This window comes from Mycobacterium sp. Soil_C_30 (genome assembly GCF_057656995.1).
Window position 1 is genome coordinate 327,724 of record NZ_JBDGJH010000001.1, and the last position, 20,084, is coordinate 347,807.

23 protein-coding genes and 3 pseudogenes are annotated in these 20,084 nt (G+C 66.1%); 14 read left to right on the top strand and 12 right to left on the bottom strand.

The window, feature by feature from the left end; genetic code table 11:
* Positions 1-5: 5 nt before the first annotated feature.
* Entirely contained in the window at positions 6-671 is a 666-nt protein-coding gene (locus tag AC3A6P_RS01460) for a GntR family transcriptional regulator (protein WP_487687449.1), read from the top strand.
* A gap of 15 nt (positions 672-686) precedes the next feature.
* Here the strand turns inward: AC3A6P_RS01460 and AC3A6P_RS01465 are convergent, their stop codons facing one another.
* Positions 687-860, bottom strand: a complete 174-nt coding sequence (locus tag AC3A6P_RS01465; protein WP_487687452.1) for a helix-turn-helix domain-containing protein — start codon at positions 858-860, stop codon at positions 687-689.
* Positions 861-1,028: 168 nt separating this feature from the next.
* Here AC3A6P_RS01465 and AC3A6P_RS01470 point away from each other — a divergent pair, with 168 nt between their 5' ends.
* Both AC3A6P_RS01470 and AC3A6P_RS01475 read left to right on the top strand, forming a co-directional pair.
* Positions 1,029-1,688, top strand: a complete 660-nt coding sequence (locus AC3A6P_RS01470) for a DUF3159 domain-containing protein (RefSeq protein WP_487687454.1) — start codon at positions 1,029-1,031, stop codon at positions 1,686-1,688.
* Positions 1,685-2,317, top strand: a complete 633-nt coding sequence (locus tag AC3A6P_RS01475) for a class I SAM-dependent methyltransferase (RefSeq protein WP_487687455.1) — start codon at positions 1,685-1,687, stop codon at positions 2,315-2,317. Before AC3A6P_RS01470 ends, AC3A6P_RS01475 begins: the two co-directional genes overlap by 4 nt.
* A 171-nt stretch (positions 2,318-2,488) precedes the next feature.
* Here the strand turns inward: AC3A6P_RS01475 and AC3A6P_RS01480 are convergent, their stop codons facing one another.
* Entirely contained in the window at positions 2,489-3,655 is a 1,167-nt protein-coding gene (locus AC3A6P_RS01480; protein WP_487687457.1) for a cupin domain-containing protein, read from the bottom strand.
* A 5-nt stretch (positions 3,656-3,660) separates the two neighbouring features.
* Positions 3,661-5,316 (bottom strand): alpha-keto acid decarboxylase family protein, encoded by a 1,656-nt coding sequence (locus AC3A6P_RS01485; RefSeq protein ID WP_487687459.1) that lies wholly within the window; start codon positions 5,314-5,316, stop codon positions 3,661-3,663.
* A gap of 87 nt (positions 5,317-5,403) precedes the next feature.
* Between AC3A6P_RS01485 and AC3A6P_RS01490 the strand changes: the two genes are divergently transcribed.
* The 4 genes from AC3A6P_RS01490 (at position 5,404) to AC3A6P_RS01505 (ending at position 9,361) form a co-directional block, all read left to right on the top strand.
* Complete coding sequence (locus AC3A6P_RS01490; protein ID WP_487687461.1) at positions 5,404-5,826, top strand: hypothetical protein; 423 nt, start codon at positions 5,404-5,406, stop codon at positions 5,824-5,826.
* Positions 5,827-6,283: 457 nt separating this feature from the next.
* A complete protein-coding gene (locus AC3A6P_RS01495; protein WP_487687463.1) occupies positions 6,284-6,463 on the top strand; it encodes a hypothetical protein in 180 nt (59 codons plus the stop codon).
* An 848-nt stretch (positions 6,464-7,311) separates the two neighbouring features.
* A complete protein-coding gene (locus AC3A6P_RS01500; protein WP_487687466.1) occupies positions 7,312-8,970 on the top strand; it encodes a TNT domain-containing protein in 1,659 nt (552 codons plus the stop codon).
* 58 nt (positions 8,971-9,028) lie between these two features.
* A complete protein-coding gene (locus AC3A6P_RS01505) occupies positions 9,029-9,361 on the top strand; it encodes an Imm63 family immunity protein (RefSeq protein WP_487688122.1) in 333 nt (110 codons plus the stop codon).
* A 378-nt stretch (positions 9,362-9,739) separates the two neighbouring features.
* Here the strand turns inward: AC3A6P_RS01505 and AC3A6P_RS01510 are convergent, their stop codons facing one another.
* From AC3A6P_RS01510 to AC3A6P_RS01520, 3 genes are all read right to left on the bottom strand, one after another.
* Entirely contained in the window at positions 9,740-9,952 is a 213-nt protein-coding gene (locus tag AC3A6P_RS01510) for a hypothetical protein (RefSeq protein ID WP_487687468.1), read from the bottom strand.
* 189 nt (positions 9,953-10,141) lie between these two features.
* Positions 10,142-10,285, bottom strand: a complete 144-nt coding sequence (locus AC3A6P_RS01515) for a hypothetical protein (RefSeq protein ID WP_487687471.1) — start codon at positions 10,283-10,285, stop codon at positions 10,142-10,144.
* A 92-nt stretch (positions 10,286-10,377) separates the two neighbouring features.
* Positions 10,378-11,121 (bottom strand): GAF domain-containing protein, encoded by a 744-nt coding sequence (locus AC3A6P_RS01520; protein ID WP_487687474.1) that lies wholly within the window; start codon positions 11,119-11,121, stop codon positions 10,378-10,380.
* A 116-nt stretch (positions 11,122-11,237) separates the two neighbouring features.
* Here AC3A6P_RS01520 and AC3A6P_RS01525 point away from each other — a divergent pair.
* Positions 11,238-11,588 (top strand): annotated as a pseudogene (locus AC3A6P_RS01525) (GntR family transcriptional regulator); the annotation flags it as partial.
* A 345-nt stretch (positions 11,589-11,933) separates the two neighbouring features.
* A pseudogene (locus AC3A6P_RS01530) lies at positions 11,934-12,148 on the top strand (nuclease); the annotation flags it as partial.
* 110 nt (positions 12,149-12,258) lie between these two features.
* On the opposite strand, the gene AC3A6P_RS01535 reads toward AC3A6P_RS01530, so the two are convergent.
* Genes AC3A6P_RS01535 through AC3A6P_RS01555 form a run of 5 tightly spaced genes read right to left on the bottom strand, consistent with a single transcriptional unit; the run spans position 12,259 to position 16,963 of the window.
* Positions 12,259-13,137, bottom strand: a complete 879-nt coding sequence (locus AC3A6P_RS01535) for a DUF2306 domain-containing protein (RefSeq protein ID WP_487687477.1) — start codon at positions 13,135-13,137, stop codon at positions 12,259-12,261.
* Between the two features lie 11 nt (positions 13,138-13,148).
* Positions 13,149-14,990 (bottom strand): xanthine dehydrogenase family protein molybdopterin-binding subunit, encoded by a 1,842-nt coding sequence (locus AC3A6P_RS01540; protein WP_487687480.1) that lies wholly within the window; start codon positions 14,988-14,990, stop codon positions 13,149-13,151.
* On the bottom strand, positions 14,987-15,340 hold the full coding sequence (locus tag AC3A6P_RS01545) for a hypothetical protein (protein ID WP_487687481.1): 354 nt from the start codon (positions 15,338-15,340) through the stop codon (positions 14,987-14,989). Before AC3A6P_RS01545 ends, AC3A6P_RS01540 begins: the two co-directional genes overlap by 4 nt.
* A complete protein-coding gene (locus tag AC3A6P_RS01550) occupies positions 15,337-16,308 on the bottom strand; it encodes an FAD binding domain-containing protein (RefSeq protein WP_487687484.1) in 972 nt (323 codons plus the stop codon). Before AC3A6P_RS01550 ends, AC3A6P_RS01545 begins: the two co-directional genes overlap by 4 nt.
* A 1-nt stretch (position 16,309) precedes the next feature.
* Positions 16,310-16,963 (bottom strand): (2Fe-2S)-binding protein, encoded by a 654-nt coding sequence (locus AC3A6P_RS01555; protein WP_487687486.1) that lies wholly within the window; start codon positions 16,961-16,963, stop codon positions 16,310-16,312.
* Between the two features lie 220 nt (positions 16,964-17,183).
* On the opposite strand from AC3A6P_RS01555, the gene AC3A6P_RS01560 reads away from it, so the two are divergent.
* The 5 genes and pseudogenes from AC3A6P_RS01560 to AC3A6P_RS01580 all read left to right on the top strand — a co-directional run bounded on the left by AC3A6P_RS01560 (position 17,184) and on the right by AC3A6P_RS01580 (position 19,182).
* Entirely contained in the window at positions 17,184-17,477 is a 294-nt protein-coding gene (locus AC3A6P_RS01560; RefSeq protein WP_487687488.1) for a DUF1330 domain-containing protein, read from the top strand.
* A gap of 194 nt (positions 17,478-17,671) precedes the next feature.
* Positions 17,672-18,052 carry a hypothetical protein gene (locus AC3A6P_RS01565; RefSeq protein WP_487687490.1) on the top strand — a complete coding sequence of 127 codons (381 nt, stop codon included), beginning with the start codon at positions 17,672-17,674 and terminating at the stop codon, positions 18,050-18,052.
* Positions 18,049-18,246 (top strand): annotated as a pseudogene (locus tag AC3A6P_RS01570) (hypothetical protein); the annotation flags it as partial. The gene AC3A6P_RS01565 and the pseudogene AC3A6P_RS01570, both read left to right, overlap by 4 nt.
* 16 nt (positions 18,247-18,262) lie before the next feature.
* Positions 18,263-18,703, top strand: a complete 441-nt coding sequence (locus AC3A6P_RS01575; RefSeq protein WP_487688165.1) for a hypothetical protein — start codon at positions 18,263-18,265, stop codon at positions 18,701-18,703.
* Positions 18,700-19,182, top strand: coding sequence for a hypothetical protein (locus AC3A6P_RS01580; protein ID WP_487687493.1), 483 nt, complete (start codon positions 18,700-18,702; stop codon positions 19,180-19,182). The genes AC3A6P_RS01575 and AC3A6P_RS01580 overlap by 4 nt, the downstream gene beginning before the upstream one ends.
* 402 nt (positions 19,183-19,584) lie before the next feature.
* Here AC3A6P_RS01580 and AC3A6P_RS01585 read toward each other — a convergent pair whose 3' ends face one another.
* A complete protein-coding gene (locus tag AC3A6P_RS01585) occupies positions 19,585-20,043 on the bottom strand; it encodes a winged helix-turn-helix transcriptional regulator (protein WP_487687495.1) in 459 nt (152 codons plus the stop codon).
* Between the last annotated feature and the right edge of the window lie 41 nt (positions 20,044-20,084).

Genomic DNA, 20,084 nt, shown 5'->3' on the forward strand with positions numbered 1-20,084 from the left:
CCCTCGTGGCCGAAGCAAAGACTCGCGCGAGCACCGAAGAGGTGCACGATCGACTGCGCGCCGACATCCTGGCCGGCGTGTTCAAACCCGGCGAGAAACTGCGGTTCTCGCCCCTTGGTATCGAATACGCGGCCAGCATCGGAGTCTTGCGGGAGGCCCTGACCCGACTCGCCGAACAGGGGCTCGTGGTGTCCGAGCCTCGCATCGGTTTCACCGTCAAGCCGCTGACGCGCGACGATCTCGATGACCTGACCACAGTTCGCATCGACATCGAAAGCATTGCGCTGCAACGGGCGATCGTCACCGGGGACATGGCGTGGGAGTCGGCCTTGGTGGCCGCGCATCACACGCTGGAGCGAACACCGATGATGACTGAGGGCAAGCCGGTGCGGGTCTCCGATGCGTGGGAGCGGGTGCACGCGAACTTCCACCGCGCGCTGGTGGCCGGCTGCGGCAGCCCGCGGCTCATTGCGATCGCCGAGACGCTGCGCAATTCCTCTGAGCTGTATCGGCGTTGGTCGCAACCGCTGGACAAGAATCGGGATGTGGCCGCCGAGCATCGGGCAATTCTCGACGCGACGCTGGACCGTGACGCTGACCGGGCCGTGGCGTCACTGTGTGCGCACTACGAGCGGACTGCCGAGATTCTCCGGGCGGCGCTGACGGCCTGAGGCCGGCGTCGGCAACTACTTGTACAGTGTGACCTTGTTGGCCCCGGCCGCCGCGGCCACACGTTCGAAAGTGACTGCGCGCAGGCCTTCGTCGTAGAGAAGGCGGGCCGCGGCGTCGAGCACCGCCTGCCGCACCTCGGATGCCGGGCGCCGACCCCGGCCCGGTCGAGTGCTGTTCTGGACCACCATCGTCTTCCACTCGCTGTGCCCGCGGATACGAACGACGAGTATTCAACGCTGGCAGGGACCGCCGATCCTCGGATGACAGCGTCCTGGCGAGGTGGCGCATTCGGCGTCATGGTTGATGGAATGAACGAAGGCAAGCGAGGTCTGCGGGCAGGATTGCACAGGGCCCGAATGAGATTGGTGGACGTGATCACCACGCCGGACGCGTCGGTCCTCGACGTGCTCGGGGGATGGCGTGGCCTGGTCGATGCGCTGGGCCCCAATGTGGTTTTCCTGGTGGTGTATCTCGCGACGACGGACATCGTGTGGGCGACGGTCTCGGCCTTGGCGGTGTGTGTAGTCCTGACACTGGTGCGTGCGACCGCGTGGCAGCCGGTCGGGCCGGCGGTCGGCGGCATGATCCTGGTGGCGCTGTCCGGGCTGATGGCGGTGGCCACCGGAAACGACGGCGATTTCTTCTTGATCGACCTCATCCAGACCGGTGTTTTCAGCGTCATTCTCCTGACGTCCATCCTGATTCGGCGGCCACTGCTCGGCGTCATGCTGGCTCCGGTGCTCGCCGACGGTGCCACCTGGCGCATCAACCCCATCCTGCTCCGCGCCTACAGCTGGGCCACCGCCGTCTGGGCCGTTGCTGCGGCCATCCGCACCGTGTCGAAGATTCCGTTCTACCTCGAGGGCAACCTGCTCGGACTCGGTGTCGTCGACATGCTCACCGGGATTCCGCTCGCCGTGGTGACCACCTACTACCAGCTCCGCATCCTGCGCGGCGCATACGCCCGGCAGCGTGCCGCGACAGCTCCGAAACCCCTTGAGAGGCAACTGCTGTGACCACCACTCTTCCGGCCCGCCAGTGCGGCGCGGACACGTCGGCGTTCATCCGGGCAGCCTTACGTAACCCTGCGCGGATCGGTGCTGTGACGCCGAGCTCGCCGCACCTGGCCGACGAACTCGCCTCCGTCGTTTCTCCACACGCAGCGCCGGTGATCGTCGAACTTGGCCCGGGCACGGGCGTGGTGAGTGCGGCCATCGCCGCCAAGCTGTCCGGGGGCGGCAGGCACCTGGCGGTGGAGTTGGATCCGTCGCTGGCCTGGCATGTGGCCCGGCAGCATCCCGAGGTGGAGGTAATCAACGGTGATGCACGTGAGCTCGTCGGACTGCTGGCCTCCCGCGGCGTCGGCCGAGCGACCTCGGTGGTCAGTGGATTGCCCTGGTCGCTGTTCGACGCCGCAAGCCAGCGGCTGATTCTGCGCCAGGTGGTGGAGATCCTGGGTGCCGACGGGGTGTTCACCACGTTCGCCTACGTCCATGCAGCACCGCTGCGCGGGGCCCGCGCCTTCCGCCGCCTCCTCGGGGAGATGTTCGACGACGTCGAAGTCAGCCGCGTGGTGTGGCGCAACATGCCACCCGCCTTCACCTACCGGTGCAGAAGCGCGTCGGCGGTCGGTTCCGCGAGCTGATGATCGCACGCACGGTGAGCCCCCGCTGCTGCAACGCCTGTATCACACCGTTCCAACTCGACGTGTCCGCCCACGCGCCGTGCACCAGCACGACATTGGGCTGCGGCGGTTCTGCGGCCGCCGGTGGCGGCCAGATCAGCAGGACGCCGAGGAGTGCGGCGGCCAGACGCCTCATCGGGCCGGCATGATCAGCGGCTTGTCCCGACGCAGCGCGTCGAGGGCGCCGCGGTCGAGGTTGAGCGTGGCGCCGACGACGGCCGCCGGTGTCAGGCCCAGCCATTGGTTCGCGGAGACGTCGGCGAAGCGGTCGCTGCGGAACAGTTCGAGCATCTGGACCGGTTCGTCGCCGACGTTCTCGAAATAGTGGCCCATGGCACTGGGCACGTAACCGACGTCGCCGGCGTAGTAGTCGAAGGTCCGCGCCTTGCCGCTCGAGCCGAAGACCGTCATCCGGGCGTGACCGGACAGCCAGTACTGCCATTCGTCGTGGTCGGGGTGCCAGTGCATCTCGCGCAGCGCGCCGGGCTGCAGCTCCACCCAGGCAGCGGCGATGGTCGAGGCGGACGGGAAGTTACGCGAGTCGGTGATCCGCACACTGCCGCCGGGAACCTCGATCGGGTCCTGAGCGAGCATGCGATGGCTCATGCGTTCCGCGGTGCCCGCAGGCGAGGTGACCGCCGCGATGTCGTCGACCAGGGCTCCGGGCACGTCGCCGGGGAAGATGTAGCGCGAGTGCTCGATGTCGCCGGCTTTCGGGATGTTGTCGAATGCCGACGCCGGTACGCCGAAGTTCTTCGCCAGCACATGTTTCGGGGTGTGTGCGAACCAGTCGGTGAGCAGGAAGGTCTCGTTCTCGGAGAAGTTGCCGTCGTCGAAGACGAGCAGGAATTCACAGTCCTCCAGCGCTTGGATCGAGTGCGGGAACCCGGCGCGGAAGTTCCACAGGTCGCCGCGGCCGATGTCGTCGATGAAGTTGCGGCCCTGCGGGTCGATGGCCGCGATGCGGGCGCTGCCGGCGATCATGAACGCCCATTCGGCCTCCCGGTGCCAGTGCAGCTCGCGATAGGCGCCGGCCTTGAGCCGCATGTTGACCCCGGCCAAGGTGGTGGCAACGGGCAGTTCCCGCATCGTCGTCTCCCGCGCCCAGCCGCCGTTGAGCAGCCGGTTGTGCGAGGCGGCGAAGGACCACTTCAGGTTGGGCATGCTGCCGGAGTCGGTGTCGGGGGCTCCGGGGTTCTGCAGCCCGATGGGTACGTTGTCCGGACCGAGGACGGTGGCCCCGTCCTCACCGTCGATGGTGGGAACCGCGTTGTGGGCGTTCACGTCGATGGTTGTCATGCTGACTACTCCTCGCCGTAGAGCGTCTTGATGTCGTCGTGCAGGCGATTCGCCAGCGGCGGTGCCTCATAGGGGTCGGTGATGACCTCGATGTAGGCGGCGCGATCGCCCTCGCTTGCCGTGGCGAGGGCGGCGTCCACCTCTCCCAACGTGGTGACCCGCGCGGTGAACCAGCCGTCGCACCCCAGCGCATGGGGCAGTGCGGAGTAGTTCCACGGCGCGAGGTCGTTGTACGCGATGGCGGGGTCGCTGCAGAGCAGCCGCTCGATCAGGTAGCCGGAGTTGTTCAGCACGAAGATGATCGGCTGCAGTCCGCGCCGGTGGAACTGGCTGACCTCTTGGGCGGTCAGTTGGTGGGACCCCTCACCGGTGATCAGCACGACCCGCTGATCGGGTGCAGCCACGGCGGCGCCGAATGCTGCGGGGGTGGCCCAGCCGATGGCGCCCCAGAGGGTCTGGTTGTAGAAGCGTGCTCCCGGCGGCAACTGGGTGAACGCCAAACCCATGGAGCTGGTGCCGGTTTCGGCGACCACGATGTCCCCGGCCTTGATGAACTCGGCCCACCTGGGGTACAGCGTGTCGGCGGTGATGGGTTGCGCACCGGATCCGGTGAGGTCACCCAGGCCGCCGGGTTTGATACCGGGGAGCGTCCGGGGTCCCACGGTGCGGCCGGCGAGTTCACCCAACAGGTCGGTCAGTTCCACGTTCTGGAACACCCGGCCGCCGACCTGGGTGCGGTGCAGGCCGATGTCGATGGTGCGGGCGGGGTCCAGGTGGGCGGTGAAGGCTCCGGTGTTGAAGTCGGTCTGCCTGGTGCCGATGGTGACGACGACGTCGCAGTTCTCGACGAACTCCCGGACCGTCTCCTCCATCAATCGGCCGTCGTACATGCCGAGATAGTGCGGGTGGTCCTCGTCGATCACCGATTTGTCGGCGAACATCGTCGCAAACGGCAAGCCGGTGTTCTCCAGGAAATCGACTGTCAGCTTGCCGATTCCGAGTCGGTCGATCAGCAGACCGGGCAGCGCACACGCTGTCGGGGCCGCGTCGAGCGCGGCGACGACGGCGTCGGCTGCGGCGGTCAAGGCATCCGGGTCACTGGCCGGCGGTGTCAGACGCGCCGACGAGGCGAGGACGGGCTTGTTGACGACATCGGCGGGGAAAGCCAGGTAGACCGGGCGCCGGTGATACAGCGCTTCGGCGATCAGGCGCTCGGTTTCGGCGACGGCGTTGGCGGGGGTGAGGATGGCGCTCGCGCACACCACGGTGTCGGCCATGGTGCGGAACAGGTCGAATTCGCCGTTGCCCAGTGTGTGGTGGACCAGCGCGCGGTTGTGTTGGGTGGCCAGGTTCGGCATACCCGTCAGGTGGAACACCGGCAGGTTCTCGGCGTAGGCGCCCGCCACCGCGCTGATGGCGCTGAGCTCCCCGACACCGTAGGTGGTGCTCACCGCACCGACGCCCCGGATGCGGGCATAGCCGTCGGCGGCGTAGGCGGCGTTCAGTTCATTACAACAGCCCACCCAGTTGATGTCCGGATGTCCGACGATGGCGTCCTGCGCCGGGAACGCGAAATCGCCTGGGACGCCGAAGATGTCGGTGATGCCCAGGTCGTGTAACCGGCCGAGGACGTACTCGATGACGGTGGGTGGCGTGGTCATGGGTGAGAGCCTTTCAGCGGACTCGGGCGAGTGCACCCGTGGAAACCACGGGTGTGTAGCGGCCACGGGGGGCGTGCAATGGCTGACATGACAATGAGATCGAGCGGGCAAAGCTGGTCGTTGGACATCGCGCTGTTCCAGGGCGGATTCGACGCGCTGCATCCGGCGGGCAAGGGCACGCTGGAGCAACTGGGCCACGACCACACCGACTTCGACAAGGTGTTCGCTCTGGTGCAGAGCGGCGCGATGTTGCCGAAGGCGTGGGCCGCCATCGCCGCGCAGGCCGAGCAACGTGCCCAACACCACGGGGCTCACGGTTTCGCCCGGACGGCGTCGGATCTGTATCTGCGGGCCGCGGTGATGTACGGGCGGGCGCAGTATTCGATCTTCGACGCCGCCGATGCCCGGAAGGCGAAGCTGCCAGCGCGACGCGGTTGGTGGCGTCATGCCAGCGCGGATCGGCAGTCCCTGCCTGGGCTTCGGACAGGTAGCCGTCCAGTGCGCGTCTGAGATGAGGTGCGGCCGCTGCGTGGCCCTGCGTGAGGTGCACGATCAGCCCGTCCAGCAGGAGGTCGACCGCCCTCGGGGGTTGTGATGCCGGTGGGGCGAGGGCGGCGGCTTTTGCGATCTCGGGTGCACTGGCGGGGGAGTCGGTGGCGCACCGCCCCACCAGGATCGCCGCGGTGACGGCCTGAAGGTACGTTTCGCGGGCCAGCTCGGGTGCGGTGCGGCTCAGCCGTTCAGCCGCTGAGCGCAGGAGGCCCGGCGCGTCGATCCCGCGGCTGGTGCTGTAAGCCGCTCTGGCGCGCACCAGATCTGCTTGCGCTCTGAGGAATTCGTCATCGGTGGCGTCGGCGGTGGCCAGCAGCTCGGGGATGGCCTGCGGTAAGCCGGCGTCGAGTTTCGCGCGTGCAGCAGCGAGAGCCCTGGTGGCCCTCACCTGCGGGTCAGAGGTCATGGCGGCGGAGTGGGCAAGGAACGCAGCGGCGGCCGCGATGCCACCACGGGCCTGGGCGCGCTGGGCGGACCCTTCGAGTTCGTCGGCCACGCCGTCATCGCGTCCGCTGACCGCCTGGGCACGGTGCCACGCGCGGTGATCCTCAGCGGATTCCTGGGTGATGACGGCCGCCAAAGCCGCGTGTGCTGAGCGTCTTTCGGCTGGGGGGACGTGCAGGTAGACCGCCGAGCGGATGAGGGGGTGCCGGAAGCGGAGGCCATGCTCAACGGTGATCAGGCCCGCCGCCTCCGCGGGCGCGACGGCCGATTCGAAGTCGATGCCTTGGTGTTCGGCTGCCGCGAGCAACCAGTCGTGTCGACCGGCGGGCTCGGCGGCGTAGTTGGCTCAACTGGCGTTCGTTGAGCTCGTTGAAGGCGTCCCCATCGAAGAGCTCCCGCTGCTGCCGGACCGCGCCCCGGCCAGCAGCGAGTCCACGACGTCGCGTTCAGCGCGACGTCCGACCAATGCAGAGGTGGACACCCAGCTCACGTCCGCCATAGTTGCATCGATCACCGGTACGGACATGTGCAATCGGCCCTCCCGGTCGGGACATCGCGGAGCGCCCCTCAGTCAAACAATCCCCGTGCATTGGTGCACCAGGGATAACCCCGGGTTAGGGGGCACGATGGATTCGCCGCTGTTGTGACTTGGTGGCAGCCGGTGACCCGCCTTTCAGGACGCATTCGCCAGTTTGGACCGGGTAACTACCGCCCTCGTCGATTTGCTGCTAAGCGTGTTTCTGGCAGAAAGGACGGGGAGGGGATCGCTGTGTGGCTGAAAGCGATAATCGATCCTCTCATGGCCTCAGGCCCGGCGGTCACGGTTCGCAGTGGCAGCGTTGACAACGGCACTCCTCACCAGGTCGAGGGAGCATGCCGATGGTACTCACGTTTCACGGCGAAGCGTTTCGCTCAAGGCAAGAGCGCATGCGCGTCGTGTTCGAAAACCCTGAGCGGCAGTCAGTTGCAACTGCCGCCCAGACGTAGTGGCTGAGTGCTATGGCTTTGACGATTGCCGACATCGAGCGTTGGGACGCGGGTGACGTCCGCGAGGTGTTCCACGCTGCCACCAGCCGCGCCCAAGCGGTGCAGGACGCGTCCGACGGCCTGGCGACGCTTCCCGCATTCACCACATGGGGCGGTGAAGCGGCGGAAGCGGCGAAAGAAGCGATCGGGAAGACCCGTGCGGACCTCGATGCGCACGGTAGAGAGGCTCTGGGAGTCGCGAATGCCGCCCGCAGCGCGGCCGATGAGATCGAACGTATCAAGTCAGCCTTGTCGACCCTGAAGGCGGACGCCGCTGCTCTTGGTATGGAGATCGACCCTGTTTCAGGTCGTGTGGTTGCAGGTGCTGGCTTCACTGGTAGTCCGATGGAGCTGCTGCTCAAACAGGGCCAGCTTCAGCCGAGGGTTGACAAGCTGATCGGCGAGGCGAACCTGGTTGATGTCGCGCTTGCCAATGCCATCGACATGGCGGGCGGTTCCACTCCGATTCACGCGCCTTATCGCGTCGACAGTCCGGACCTAGACGATTTCCTGGGGTCGCTTACAGGCGATGAAGACGGCAACGTCCCAGGCGAACGCAGCACCTCCGCCAGTCAGTCCTCCGCCGGTGCAGTGCCTCCGGGAACCGAGGTCCCTTCAAACCACTCTCTTGAGCCATCTACCCTGGCAGAATCGTCGGGGCAGGACGCACCGGCCGCACTGCCGATTCCGCTGAACCCTCGAGCCGTCGACGAGTTCAAGTCTGTCGCAAGGGAAGTCATGAAACGCGACGGCGTCCCTGCGGATCAGATCGAGCGACGGCTGAACGACATTGTCATGCACGCGCAACAGCCACTGCCTGACGTCAAAGCACCTGAGCCAGGCGGCATGCCTGCTCCTGGCTTCGGTGAGGGCTTCGGTGACCGCTGGTTCGCAACAGAACAATTGTTGCGGGACCTAACCGGACAAGAAGGGGTGAACGCGCTCAAAGAGTCGTGGAAGGGCCTTGTACAAGGCATTAACGAAACGGTCACCGATCCTGTCGGCACCGCTATAGGGGAGGTCCAGAACGCGCTGGACTCGCCCAGTGCCGCCTACTACCTGGGTGAGAAAACTTTCGACGTCGGAGCCTCAGCAGCGACGCTGCCGTTCGGTGGTGAATTCGCTGCGGTACGGGCTGGGCTCCCTGCCGAACTCGTTACTCCCGGCGGCGCACCCGCCGCCGTTCTGCGGGGCTGGGAGCCTACAGGCGGAATGCCGGCAGCAGAATTTGAGTCCTTGTTCGGCACTCCCGAGTCGCGGATCTGGCCGGGGAACAATGGGTTTCCGACCGATTACCATCCTCAGCCTGCTCAGCTGCCGGAGGGAACCATCATCGACAGATTCGGATCCGAGTATGGCCGTTACCTCGCTCCAGACGGCACTCCGTTCGCGGACCGTGCCCTGACCCCAGAGTCGGTAGGAGGGGAGTACAACCGGTATCTGGTTACAGGACAACCGCTTCCGCCCGGTTGGCAGATTCTGGAAGGCCCTGTTGAGCCCTGGTTTGGACAAACCCCTGCGCCGACTTCCACGCAGTACATGATTGTAGGTCCGGACGGGGTGAAGGTTAGCGTCGAGGAGCTGGTCGACAGGGGTATTCTCGACAGGTATGGGCCGCCCCTTGGACGATAAATCGAGCGAGCTTCAGATCGAATTGGATAGGTTGGCCGAGAAACTTGATGCTCGCCCCATGGCCGTCGGTTTGCGGACGAATGATGGTCTCAATATCTTCTTCACCGATGATGGGAACTACCATTACTCGTTTTACGAGCGCGGTCAGATCAGCTTCGACCAAGTTGGCAATCTCGACGACGTTCTGTACTGGTACTGCAAGGGCGTCGTCAGGAACCGAGCTGCTGCGCAGGTGGGGGACCGCGCGGAGCGCTTCAAATACGAGTACGAACTACTGAGTGGATTCGATCCTGAGTGGGCTAAGCGGCGAGTGCGTGAGCTGGCGAGGACTTTTCGAGATGGTCAGCCCCAGGATCTTGCTCTTCTCCCGGATATCGGCGAACCCCTCTGACGCCCGAGGGTGGTTCCGCGGCAGCGGTTCTGCGCCTTGAACGTCCGAAGTGTTGCAGTGCATGGTTCAGACTCTTGAATACGCCTCACGAGGCACGCCGGCACTGACTCGGGTGAGCACTTCGGTGGCGTCAGATCACACGTCGCTGTCACGGCGGCGCATGTTGTGCGGTCGTTCGTCACCAGTGCGCGGCCTCCTGATCGAAGTGACCGCGCTGATAGTCGGCCTGATCTTGATGGCGCTATTCATCTTTGGTTCGTGCCGGTACTTCAAGCGGATCCGGACGGCCGGGCTGACCCGCTGGTTGAACCCTTCTGGACAACGGATATGCCACCGTCGAGCCCGCGGCCGCTGGATTCCGACGAACCGCCACGCTGACTACGACTCGCAGCCCGTGCCGTTGCGGTCGCTATCGAGTTTGTAGATGTCGGTGCCGACGACGGTGACGGGCCCCTGGACGTAGGCCGGGCCGTTACCGCTGCCGCCGGCGCAGTCGACGTCGCTCGCGATCGGCACGCACGCGCCGGAGTAGTTCGGGTCGCACGACGAGCCGGGCTCGGCGTTCGCTGGCGCGGCAGGGAGCAGTGCCACAGCGCAACCAATTGCCAGCATCGTAAATTTTTTCACGGCGACAGATCGTAACGGAGGATGGCGAATAACCCGAAAGAACCGCGGACATTTCGTTTTATGAAGCAACCTCGCGAAGCTTGGCGCTCAGTGTTACCGGCTTACTCGGAAGCCGTCGATGATCCCATCGCTCTGTCGTCCGTGGCGGGAAGATCAGCGTGTGCGGCGCTGATCTCGATGCATGTCCTCGACGACTTCGGCACGCAGCCGCTCGCGGGCATCGTTGAAATACCCGGACGGATTCGACACCATGCGTTCGGCGCGGTCGTCTGGCTTCGGGGTGATCTGGACAGCCATGCTCGGACTCCTCTCACGGCAGAGGTTTTACTCTACGTCGTGTTTGCCCAGAATCTAGGGCACAGCACCGACATGTTGCCGTTGAGCTGCGGTTATATGCCTGCGTCCAGCGATGCCGCCAGCAATCCGGCAAACACCCTGATCAGGTCGACGTCGCCGCGGTCGAAATCGTTGGCCACCGCAGAGTCGACGGTGAGCATCCCGAAAGCGATATCGCCCGCGACCACAGGGACGGAGATGAAGGACAGGTAGTCCCGATCGCGAGACGCCCAGCCCGGCGGAGGGTCCGTCCGGACGTCGCGGCACAGCCAGTGCGTGTCATCCTCGACGATCCGTATCGCGGCCTCTCCATCAGGGGTGCCTTCGGTGAAGACCGAGCGACTGGAGCCGGGCCGCCCTTGATGGTTCGACGTGGGGCGCAGCTGTTTCGGGGGGCCGTCGACGAACTCGAAGAAGAAGCTGCGGGTGGCGTTGGTGGTGCCGACGACCTGGTGCGCAGCCGCGATGATCAGCGACATGATCTCCGCCCGGATCGGTTCCTGGGCCCGCTTGCCGGTGGCGAGCGAGAGTTCGCCGAGCTTGCGCACCACTGGGTCCAGCCCTGAGTTGAGCTCGAGCCGGCTTTGGGTGCGCGCGTCGACTTCGGAGCGCTTGGCTCGCCACGCGCCGGACGCCGGTGCCAGTGCCGCGACCATGACGGCAGCGATCTGCCCGGCCAGCCACCACCCGTGAATGGAGCCGGTGCCGTCCTTGGTGAACTGCGAGCAGACAACCGAACTGGCGGCCGCCAAAACCGCGACTGTGATGAAGGTGTAGTCCCACCGGTCGTACCTCACGCGGGGAGATTAGGCGGCCCCTCCGACACCACATGCGTATTGTGTCGCCTCACACGCAAGCAAAGGGGAGCCGTGGCGAACGCACATGAACCGGGGGCGCGGTCTCGCACGTCTACGTCCACCTACGTGGACGTATCGTCGACGGGGCCATCCCGCCGCGCACCAAGATCAACATCGAACACGTCGCGCGCGAGCTCGAGCTGTCGGAGACCCCCGTTCGTGAGGCCCGGCAGAAGCTCGAGGCCGATGGGCTGCTGGACTACCAGCCCGGACGCGGGTACACCACCACGCTGGTACTCGACGCCGCCGGCCTGGACGCGCTGTTCGAACTGCGGTTCCTGATCGAGCCGTGGGCCACGCGCGTGGTGGCCGTCGACCGGGTGAGCAATCCGGGCACCCGGCTTAAGGCCGAGTTGAGAGGTTTGAGCAGGCTGCCGCCAGTGGGGGAGAGCTGCGCCAGGTGGTGATGGTGCACGACAGCGCGTTTCACTCACTCATTCTCGGCGCGACCGGAAACCCGGTGGTGCCAGGTTTTAGAACAAGGCCAGGTGCACCTGCACCTGTTCCGGCAGTTCCCGGTCGATGACTCCCGATCACCCTGGCAAGGCGGCAGTAACGAGAACGCCAACGGGCTGCTACGTGACTGCTTCCCCAAGGGCGTCACCCTCGCCAATCATTCGCTGGGGCACCTGAGGGCATCGAACACGAAACTCAACAACCGGTTCCGCATGGTCCTGCAAGCCCTTTGTCCCGCCGATCTATTCGCGGTCCTGCTAGCCTCACCGGGTCCGTCGGTGTTGCGACGTTGATTAGAATCCGCCTTCTACGGTCATGTGCTCGGGTTCAAGGGATTGGAGCGGCGTTGCTGGTCCTCGTGGTCGACGACTCGAGCAAGTTCGAACGGTCGCGGGAGCGGCTCTACGTCGGATTGTTCCGCGCGCGTGACCAACTCGTCGTTTGCGGGGATCCGGAGTTCATCCGCGAGGTGGGGGGCGCGGACCTGGCGCGACGGTTGACGGCGGTGTGAGCCTCGTCTTCACATGCTGGCGCGTTTCGGGCGGCGGCCGTTCGGTGACGTCCGCCCCGGCGTGAACGGCCCAGACGTACCGAGAAGCCCGAGGCGGTCTGCCGGGACTGCTACCAGGCCCACCCTGGCGAATTGCCTGTGACAACGTAGGTTCGCGTTGGCCGCCAGGAACCCCTACAACCGCTGCAGCTGGATGTATGCCCACCGCCGACCACCGCTACGGATACCAGCAGCGCTGCCACCGCCGCACCACGCAGCGCCACTGAACTGTCGGTCCGTCGTGCCCGCAGGTACAGCTCGGCGATCACCAGGTTGGGCAGGTAGAAGAAGAAGTCCATGGTGTAGTCGAACCAACCACGGAAATCGCCTGTGCGGCCGTCGAAGTCGACCAGCGCGGACAGCCCGTACTCCATCCGGTAGAGCCGGGATGCGATCACCAACGCGAACAGTCGCACCGCCCAGGCGCGGTGGTGGTCGAAGTCCCGGGCACGCGCGTAGCGGATGGCCTGCACCGCCGAGAGGATCATCAACAACCCGTACAGGCCGAAGCCGATGTCCATCACGATGCCGCCGACGGTGCGCTGCAGCACGATGAAGCCCAGACCCCCGACCGCCGTCAGGACGGCGGTGGCCACATACAGCCGTCCGACCCACCGGTGCACCACCGGCCACCGGGTGCGGATCACCGGGATCAGCTGCACGCAGCCCAGCACCATCACCACCGCCCCGGTGACGAAGTGCAGCCCGATCGAGCCGCTGGCACCCGGGTTCTCCGGCGAGTACAGACCCGGCAAGAAACCGCCGTTCCACTGCTGCAGGTCGCCGTCGAACAGTCGGGCGATGTAGGTCAATGCGATGTAGAGGACGAACTGCAGGCCACTGACACACAACAGCGTCACCAGTACGGCGCCCAACCACCGGTTGGCCGCACCGAGAGCACCCCCGCCGCGGGCGACGGCAGGCTCGTCCGAAGTCCTAAGTGTCGTCAACACAGCACCTTTCAGCGCAGCAGATCTTCGGGATGGATAGGCAGATCATGAACACGGATGCCGGTGGCATTGAACACCGCGTTGCCGATGGCCGCGGCCGAGCCGACGGTGCCGAGCTCACCGACGCCGCGCGCGCCGACCTCGCTGAAGTCGGGGTCATCGCCGTCGAGGCACACCGCATCGATGAACGGCACGTCGGCATTGACGGGAACCACGTAGTCGGCCAGGTTGGCCGCCGCCATGCGCCCGTTCGGTTCGATCGGGTTGGCTTCCAGCAGTGCGTGTCCGATGCCGAAGATCACCCCACCCACCACCTGACTGCGGGCGGTCTTCGCGTTGATCACCCGCCCGATGTCCACCACGGTGGTGAACCGGCTGACGCGGGTCTCACCGGTGAACGTGTTGACCCGCACCTCGCAGAAATGCGCACCGAAGCCGTGGGCGGCATACGGGACCATGATGTTCTCGTCGGCGTGGGTGGCCTCGATCTCCGAGCGGCCCAGCCCACGGAGCAGATCGGCGAACGGGATGTCCCCACCCGCTGTTCGCAGCATGCCGGCGTCGTAGGTCACCGGTGTGCCGGATTCGGCCAGCGGCGAATTGGGGTCGGTGCCGGCCGCCTCGACCAACTGGGCGATGGCGGCGCGGGCCGCGGTACGGGCGGTCGGGGCCAGGCTGCCGGTGGCGCGGGAGCCGACAGCGCCGGCCCCCGGCGGCAAGGCGGTGTCACCTACTTCGACCACCACACGGTCCATCGGCAGGCCGAGCGCATCGGCGACGACGATCGCCAGGGCGGTCGCCGAACCCGTGCCGATGTCCATCGTGCCCGACTGCGCCAGCACGGTGCCGTCGTCGCGGAAACGCACCCGCACCGCGTTCTCGGCCCGACCGGAAGCCGGGTAGATCGCGGTGGCCATGCCCATCCCGACCAGCCACTGGCCGTCCCGGTTGGTCGCCGGCGTGGCGGAGCGACGGTCCCAGCCGAACCGGGCGGCGCCCACGCGGTAACACTCGTCGAGCCTCTTGCTGGTCCACCGACGATCGGTCCCGGGCACCACCGTCGCATAGTTGCGCAGCCGCAACTCCACCGGATCGACACCGGTAGCAGCGGCCAGTTCGTCCATCGCCGTCTCGATCGCGAACGCGCCCGGTGCCTCGTTGGGTGCGCGCATCGCCCAGGTGGGCGGGATGTCCAAGGTGACCTGACGTTGGTCGACGTGCAGATTGGGCGTGCGGTACAGCACGGCGCTGGTCTCGGCAGCCGTGCGCATGGGCCAGCCACCCACCGCCGGATGTGCGGAGTCCGACTCGTGACTGACAGCGTTCAGGGTCCCGTCGGCACTGGCCCCCAACCGTATCCGTTGCCGCACCGCCGAGCGGTGCCCGACCACGCTGAACACCTGGGTTCGGTTGAGAGTGAGCCGGATCGGGCGGTTCAGCTGCCGTGCGGCTGCGGCGGCCAGCACGGCGTCCGACCACGGCAGTACCCGGCTACCGAATCCGCCTCCCACATAGGTGGAGATCACCCGCAGCTGATCCGGTCGGATCCCGAGCGCGCCCGTCAGACCGACCACGGCGCGGCCGGGGAACTGGGTGCCGGTGTATATGGTCAGCTGGTCACCGTTCCAGACCGCCAGGGAGGCATGGGGTTCCATGGCCGCGGCGTGCTGGGCCTGCTGGCTGACGGTGATGTCAACGGTGACGGCACTGTCCTGCAGTGCGGTGTCGATGCTGCTGACCCCCGGCGCCAGCACCGTGGTTCTGCCCGCGACCTCGGCTGGCATGGTGACACCGGGCCCGGCATCGGCCAGTGACGTTCTGGGCGTGCGTTCTTCGTAGGAGGCGCTGATCATGCCGCGGCGTCGCGGGCATGCTCGAAGGTGTCTGCCACCACCACGCCGATGGCCTGGCCGCGGAACCGGACGTCCTGATCCTGCAGCGGGCGGTAGTTCTCACCCAGCCCGCTCGCGTCGGCGGGTTCCAACCGCAGGGGAGCGAACGGGGTGTACACCGCCACGACACCGGGTGCCGCAGCGGCGGCATCGGTGTCCATGGCGGTGATCCGGCCCAGGCCGGCGGTGGAGGTCACCAGGACCGCGTGTGCCATGCCCGGTTCCTGGTAGTCCGCGGGATAGCGGGCCACGCCGGTGGTCTTGACGCGGCCGTCGACCCGGGAGATGTTGGCGCCCAACGGGGTCGTCATGAGGTCTCCGTGATGTCGGTCAGGGCGCGGGCGATGGCGCGGCGTAGCAGAGCGGGTTTGAAAGCGTTGTTGGTCAACGGCCGGGCATCGGTGGCGGCTGCAGAGGCTGCCGCGGTGAAGGTGTCCAGTTTCGCGGGCCGATTCACCAGTAGCTCCTCGACCTCGGGTAACCGCCACGGCACCGTGGCCACCCCGCCGGCCGCCACCCGGGCCCGGGTGATCGTGCGCCCGCGCAGGGTGACGGCGGCGGCTACCGACGTCAGCGCGAACTCATAGGACTGCCGGTCGCGGACTTTGAGATAACCGCTGCGGGTGCCCGCGGGAAGCGGGGGAACGGTGATGGCCGTGATGAGTTCCCCAGGCGCCAGGTCATTCTCAACCTCTGGGGTGTTCTGCGGCTGCCGGTAGAACTGCTCGAGGGCGACGGTGCGTTCGCCATCGGCGTTGTTGATCTGCACCGAGGCCTCCGCGGCGATCAGTGCCACGGCCAGATCACTGGCGTGGGTGGCCGCGCAGGCGTCACTGGTGCCCAGCACCGCGTGCATGCGGTTGTACCCGGTGACCGCCGGGCAGCCGGAACCGGGATTGCGCTTGTTGCAGGGCATCGACGGATCGCGGAAATAACTGCATCGGGTGCGCTGCAACAGATTTCCACCCATACTGGCCATGTTGCGCAACTGCGGGGAGGCGCTGAGTTCCAGTGCCCGGCTGATCAGGGTGTAGTCGCTGCGTACCGCGGGATGCTCGGCCACATCGGTCATCCGCTCGAGCGCGCCGATGCGCAGACCGGTGCCATCGACGGTGATACCGGTCAACGGCAGGCTGTTGATGTCGACCACCTGCTCAGGCGTCAGCACTTCGAGCTTCATCAGATCCACCAAGGTGGTTCCACCGGCGAGGAAGGTGGCGCCGGTGCGGCTGGTGGCCGCGGACACCGAATCCGCGACAGCGTAGGTGTAGGGGCGCATGTCAGGCCATCCGATCGCGTGCGGTCTTGACAGCTTCGACGATGAACGGATAAGCGCTGCACCTACAGATGTTGCCCGACATGTGTTCCCGGATCTGCTCGTCGGACTCGGTGCGTCCGTCCTCGATCACCGCCACGGCGGACATGATCTGCCCTGGGGTGCAGAACCCGCACTGCATGGCGTCGTTGTCGATGAACGCCTGCTGGACGGGATGCAGTTCTTCGCCATTGGCGAGGCCCTCGATGGTGGTGACCGCGCGGGTGTGCACGGTGGGTGCCAGCGTCAGGCAGGACAGCACCCGGCGCCCGTCGACGTGCACCGTGCAGGCGCCGCACTGACCGTGGTCACAACCCTTCTTGGTGCCGGTCAGCCCGATCTGGTCGCGGAGCGCATCGAGCAGAGTGGTGCGGGGATCGAGGGCGAGGGTGTGCTCGGTGCCGTTGACCATCAGCACCGTGGAGATGAGGTCGGGGTCGACGTCGGTGCCCGCGGCGTCGTCACCCAAGCGGGAAACCACCACGGCGACGCCGGCTGTCGCGGCCACCGCGGTGCCGGAGTAGGCGATGAAGCGGCGGCGTGATACTCCAAAGGGCAGCACCGACATTCGGGTTGGGGGTTCGGCCTCGGTGGTGGTATCAGAGCCGTCGTATGGCATCATTTCTCCGTCGTCCTCGCAGGTCGGTGGGGGGTTGACACCACAGTGGCAGCGGTTTCGGGGGCTATTCAGGGATTGGTTATCCCGGTATCGCGGATCCACGCCTGAGCTCTTGAGGGTCGATGTGCACACCGGAACCCGACAGCGTGCGGACACTATGACCGCAAAGATGTGGTGTGCGCGGCCGGTAAACTGACCGCACCGACACGAAGGGACATCGATGGCCACGGCGTACTGGATCGCGATCTACAAGTCGATCTCCGATCCGCAGCGGCACAAACAGTACGCCGAGATCGCCGGTCCCGCGATCGCCGCCGCCGGTGGCGAGTTCCTGGCTCGCAGTGCGGAATTCACGTCGCTGTATCCCGATTCGGCCGTCCGCATCGTGCTCATCCAGTTCCCCAGCCATGAGGCCGCGCTGAACTGCTACAAGAGCGATGACTACCAGCGGGCCTGTGCGGTGCTCGGTGACGCGGTGGAGCGGGAAGTACGCATCGTCGACGCTCTGGACTGAGCGCGGCTAGCGCGACCTTCCCGGTGTGGAGTCGTCCTCCACAAAGATCGTCACGCCGATCGCGATGAAGGCCAAGAGCGCCCACTTGGCCAGCGTCAGCCACATGCCGGGTGCCACCTTCGCGTTTGCAGAATCGCCACAGCTCTGAGAGTAGACCCGGGTGACTGGCCGACTATGCCGGTTTGCTGCTATGCATGGATCCGGAGGATTGTGGACAGCTGAGCTGCGATCGAGCACCAGCCGGGGAAGGCGGACACACGGGCAAGAATCTGAACGCAGGTATCGAAGCGCTCTATGCCACTGCGGTCGAGGTCGACGGGCATGCCGAAGCCTTCCTGACCGGCCATTCCCAGTCCGACGGGCGCATCGAATCTGCCGAAACGGGCCTCAAAGGTGTCTCCGCGCGGGCGCTGGACCTCAAGGCGACGAGCTGGCGTCAGCGAACCGCGGTGCTGGGTGGAGCCGTTGCTGGGCACGCCGAGGCGCTGCGGGCCAGCGGCGGCGAGTTCACCGACATGGAGGAGCGGCACGCCGCCGCCCTCGACCGTCTTCGGCCCCAGGAACCCACCCCATGACCGTGTCGTTTGCCGACATCGACGAATGGAGCGTGGTGTCCATTCGGGAAGTTCATCGCGCTGCGGCGGTGCGCGCACGCGCCTCGCGGGATGCGGCGCAGGGGCTCAACGCCCTGGCGATCTTCGAGACGTGGGAGGGCGAGACGGCGGACGCGGCTCGGGAAGCGATCGCGAGCACCGGCAAGGACCTCGACATGGACGCCGGCGGAGATGGATCAACTCACCGGCCCGTCGTCCGGTATGCAGGAGGTCGCCGAACCGAACTGGCCCGGAATGGAGGCCGAGCCAATCGCTCATCTCCAGGAGGCGTATCGACTGCGCATAACAGGTCAGAGCTTCGACGGCTCGGCCGAGCACGTGCGCTGGATACAAGAAAACGGCAGGTGGTACCAGGCCAACTGGGTCGACTACCAATTCGAAGCCGAGCATCTGACCAACCTCGCAACCGAGCAGGATCTCGCAGGACTGTCCCTGCCGGTCGTCGGGCTCGGGGAATGGGAGCCGATTACCATCCAGGAAATCCACAACGCGGCCGCCCACAATCCGCGTCTGACGATGTACATCCCCGATATCTGTGGGCCCACCATCGCAATCGGTGCCGATGAATCGTCCATCACCCCGGGACTTCCGACCGCCTCGGTGCCCAAATGAGGTCTCGCACAACCGCGTTGTGGATCGCGGCGGCAGTGGTGGCGGTGGTTGTCGTCGCGGTCACGCTGGTCGTCAAGCGCGGCGACGACTCCGAGGCGACCACAGACTGCGGCGTCGTCAGCTCGTTGTTCGCGCAGTGGAACGACACCGTGGGTACGGCGGAGGCGGCGATCACCAGCGGCAAAGAAGGCCGGGAGGGCACTCTCGACCTCGCGGACGCCGAATCCTCAATGGCCACCACCATCCGGGAGTCACAAGGTGACGTCGACTCAACGGACATAAGGGGCTACCTCGACCAATGGGCCTCTGGCGCAGAGCAAATCGCGCAGAGCCGTCGAGATCAGGTGAATGATCCGAACCGGAGTATCACCGATCCAGCGCCTCGCGGATACGTCGAAGGTTCGCTGTCGACCCAGACGGCCATCGCGAGCTTGGTCGAGGCGTGCCCGGAGGCTCGGCAGCCGAATCGCAGCGCCTGAAACGAGCCGACGTGGCTGACGACGACCCGGTGCCTGTGATGCGCGGCGTCGCGGCTGTCCGTTCTCCGATCGAGCTCGACGGAGACGTCGGAGCACTCGATCTGACCTTCACTGCATTTGAGGAAGGCGCGCGGACAAACGCCAAAAAGAGACCGAAAGCCGAAACTTCTGTGGTCTTCGGAACCACCGCACGAGTTCGGGATCCGGGGAAGCGTGTCGGCTTCGGCTGTCGCAAGGCGGCCGGGAAGGTTTCGTCATCGTGGACGCGGGTGTCCCTGCCGCCGGTGGGTGGAGTTTCGTCATACCGCCGGAGCGATCTCGGCGGGGGAGTTGCCGCAGGAGAGCCCGTCGATGGTGCCGCAGAGCCGGCATTGAAGGCGTGCCGTGATACAGCCCTCAAGCTCAGTCCGACACTGCACCCACCTTCTGCACGTACGCGCCGTCGGGGCCTAGCGGCTGCCCGTCTGCGTCAACAAGTTGCAGCCGCGAGACCAGCCGGTCGGTGTCCTTCTCCCTAAGCTCCGAGTGCCGTTCGTCCTCGGCGAAGAGGTGGTCTTCGCCCCATTGGCGAAGCGCGACGACGATGTGGAAAAGCTCTTTGCCGCGGTCGGTGAGCACGTACTCGCTGTAGGCGCTCCCGTCAGTGGCCGCTTGCATCTGCAGGATCCCGTGCGCAGTCAGGGACCGCAGGCGATCGGTCAGAATGTTCTTGGCCACGCCGAGGCTGCGTTGCAACGCTCCGAAACGGTGAATGCCGTCGAACACGTCGCGGATGATCAGCAGCGACCAACGATCACCGATCACGCTCACCGTGCGCCCCACGGGGCACTCGCCGGTCTCGAACGCGTCGTGTGACGCCATCTGACACCACCCTTTCAAGATTCTTCGAGATTCTGGTTGCG

Bases quoted from the DNA above. Each gene is read 5' to 3' on its own strand.
- AC3A6P_RS01585 (WP_487687495.1), bottom strand. From the start codon at position 20,043: ATGGCGTCACACGACGCGTTCGAGACCGGCGAGTGCCCCGTGGGGCGC.
- AC3A6P_RS01580 (WP_487687493.1), top strand. From the start codon at position 18,700: ATGAGGTCTCGCACAACCGCGTTGTGGATCGCGGCGGCAGTGGTGGCG.
- AC3A6P_RS01515 (WP_487687471.1), bottom strand. From the start codon at position 10,285: ATGGCTGTCCAGATCACCCCGAAGCCAGACGACCGCGCCGAACGCATG.
- AC3A6P_RS01465 (WP_487687452.1), bottom strand. From the start codon at position 860: ATGGTGGTCCAGAACAGCACTCGACCGGGCCGGGGTCGGCGCCCGGCA.
- AC3A6P_RS01550 (WP_487687484.1), bottom strand. From the start codon at position 16,308: ATGCGCCCCTACACCTACGCTGTCGCGGATTCGGTGTCCGCGGCCACC.
- AC3A6P_RS01470 (WP_487687454.1), top strand. From the start codon at position 1,029: ATGAGATTGGTGGACGTGATCACCACGCCGGACGCGTCGGTCCTCGAC.
- AC3A6P_RS01555 (WP_487687486.1), bottom strand. From the start codon at position 16,963: ATGCCATACGACGGCTCTGATACCACCACCGAGGCCGAACCCCCAACC.
- AC3A6P_RS01560 (WP_487687488.1), top strand. From the start codon at position 17,184: ATGGCCACGGCGTACTGGATCGCGATCTACAAGTCGATCTCCGATCCG.
- AC3A6P_RS01575 (WP_487688165.1), top strand. From the start codon at position 18,263: ATGGATCAACTCACCGGCCCGTCGTCCGGTATGCAGGAGGTCGCCGAA.
- AC3A6P_RS01565 (WP_487687490.1), top strand. From the start codon at position 17,672: ATGGATCCGGAGGATTGTGGACAGCTGAGCTGCGATCGAGCACCAGCC.
- AC3A6P_RS01480 (WP_487687457.1), bottom strand. From the start codon at position 3,655: ATGACAACCATCGACGTGAACGCCCACAACGCGGTTCCCACCATCGAC.
- AC3A6P_RS01485 (WP_487687459.1), bottom strand. From the start codon at position 5,316: ATGACCACGCCACCCACCGTCATCGAGTACGTCCTCGGCCGGTTACAC.
- AC3A6P_RS01505 (WP_487688122.1), top strand. From the start codon at position 9,029: ATGGCCGTCGGTTTGCGGACGAATGATGGTCTCAATATCTTCTTCACC.
- AC3A6P_RS01540 (WP_487687480.1), bottom strand. From the start codon at position 14,990: ATGATCAGCGCCTCCTACGAAGAACGCACGCCCAGAACGTCACTGGCC.
- AC3A6P_RS01490 (WP_487687461.1), top strand. From the start codon at position 5,404: ATGACAATGAGATCGAGCGGGCAAAGCTGGTCGTTGGACATCGCGCTG.
- AC3A6P_RS01500 (WP_487687466.1), top strand. From the start codon at position 7,312: ATGGCTTTGACGATTGCCGACATCGAGCGTTGGGACGCGGGTGACGTC.
- AC3A6P_RS01545 (WP_487687481.1), bottom strand. From the start codon at position 15,340: ATGACGACCCCGTTGGGCGCCAACATCTCCCGGGTCGACGGCCGCGTC.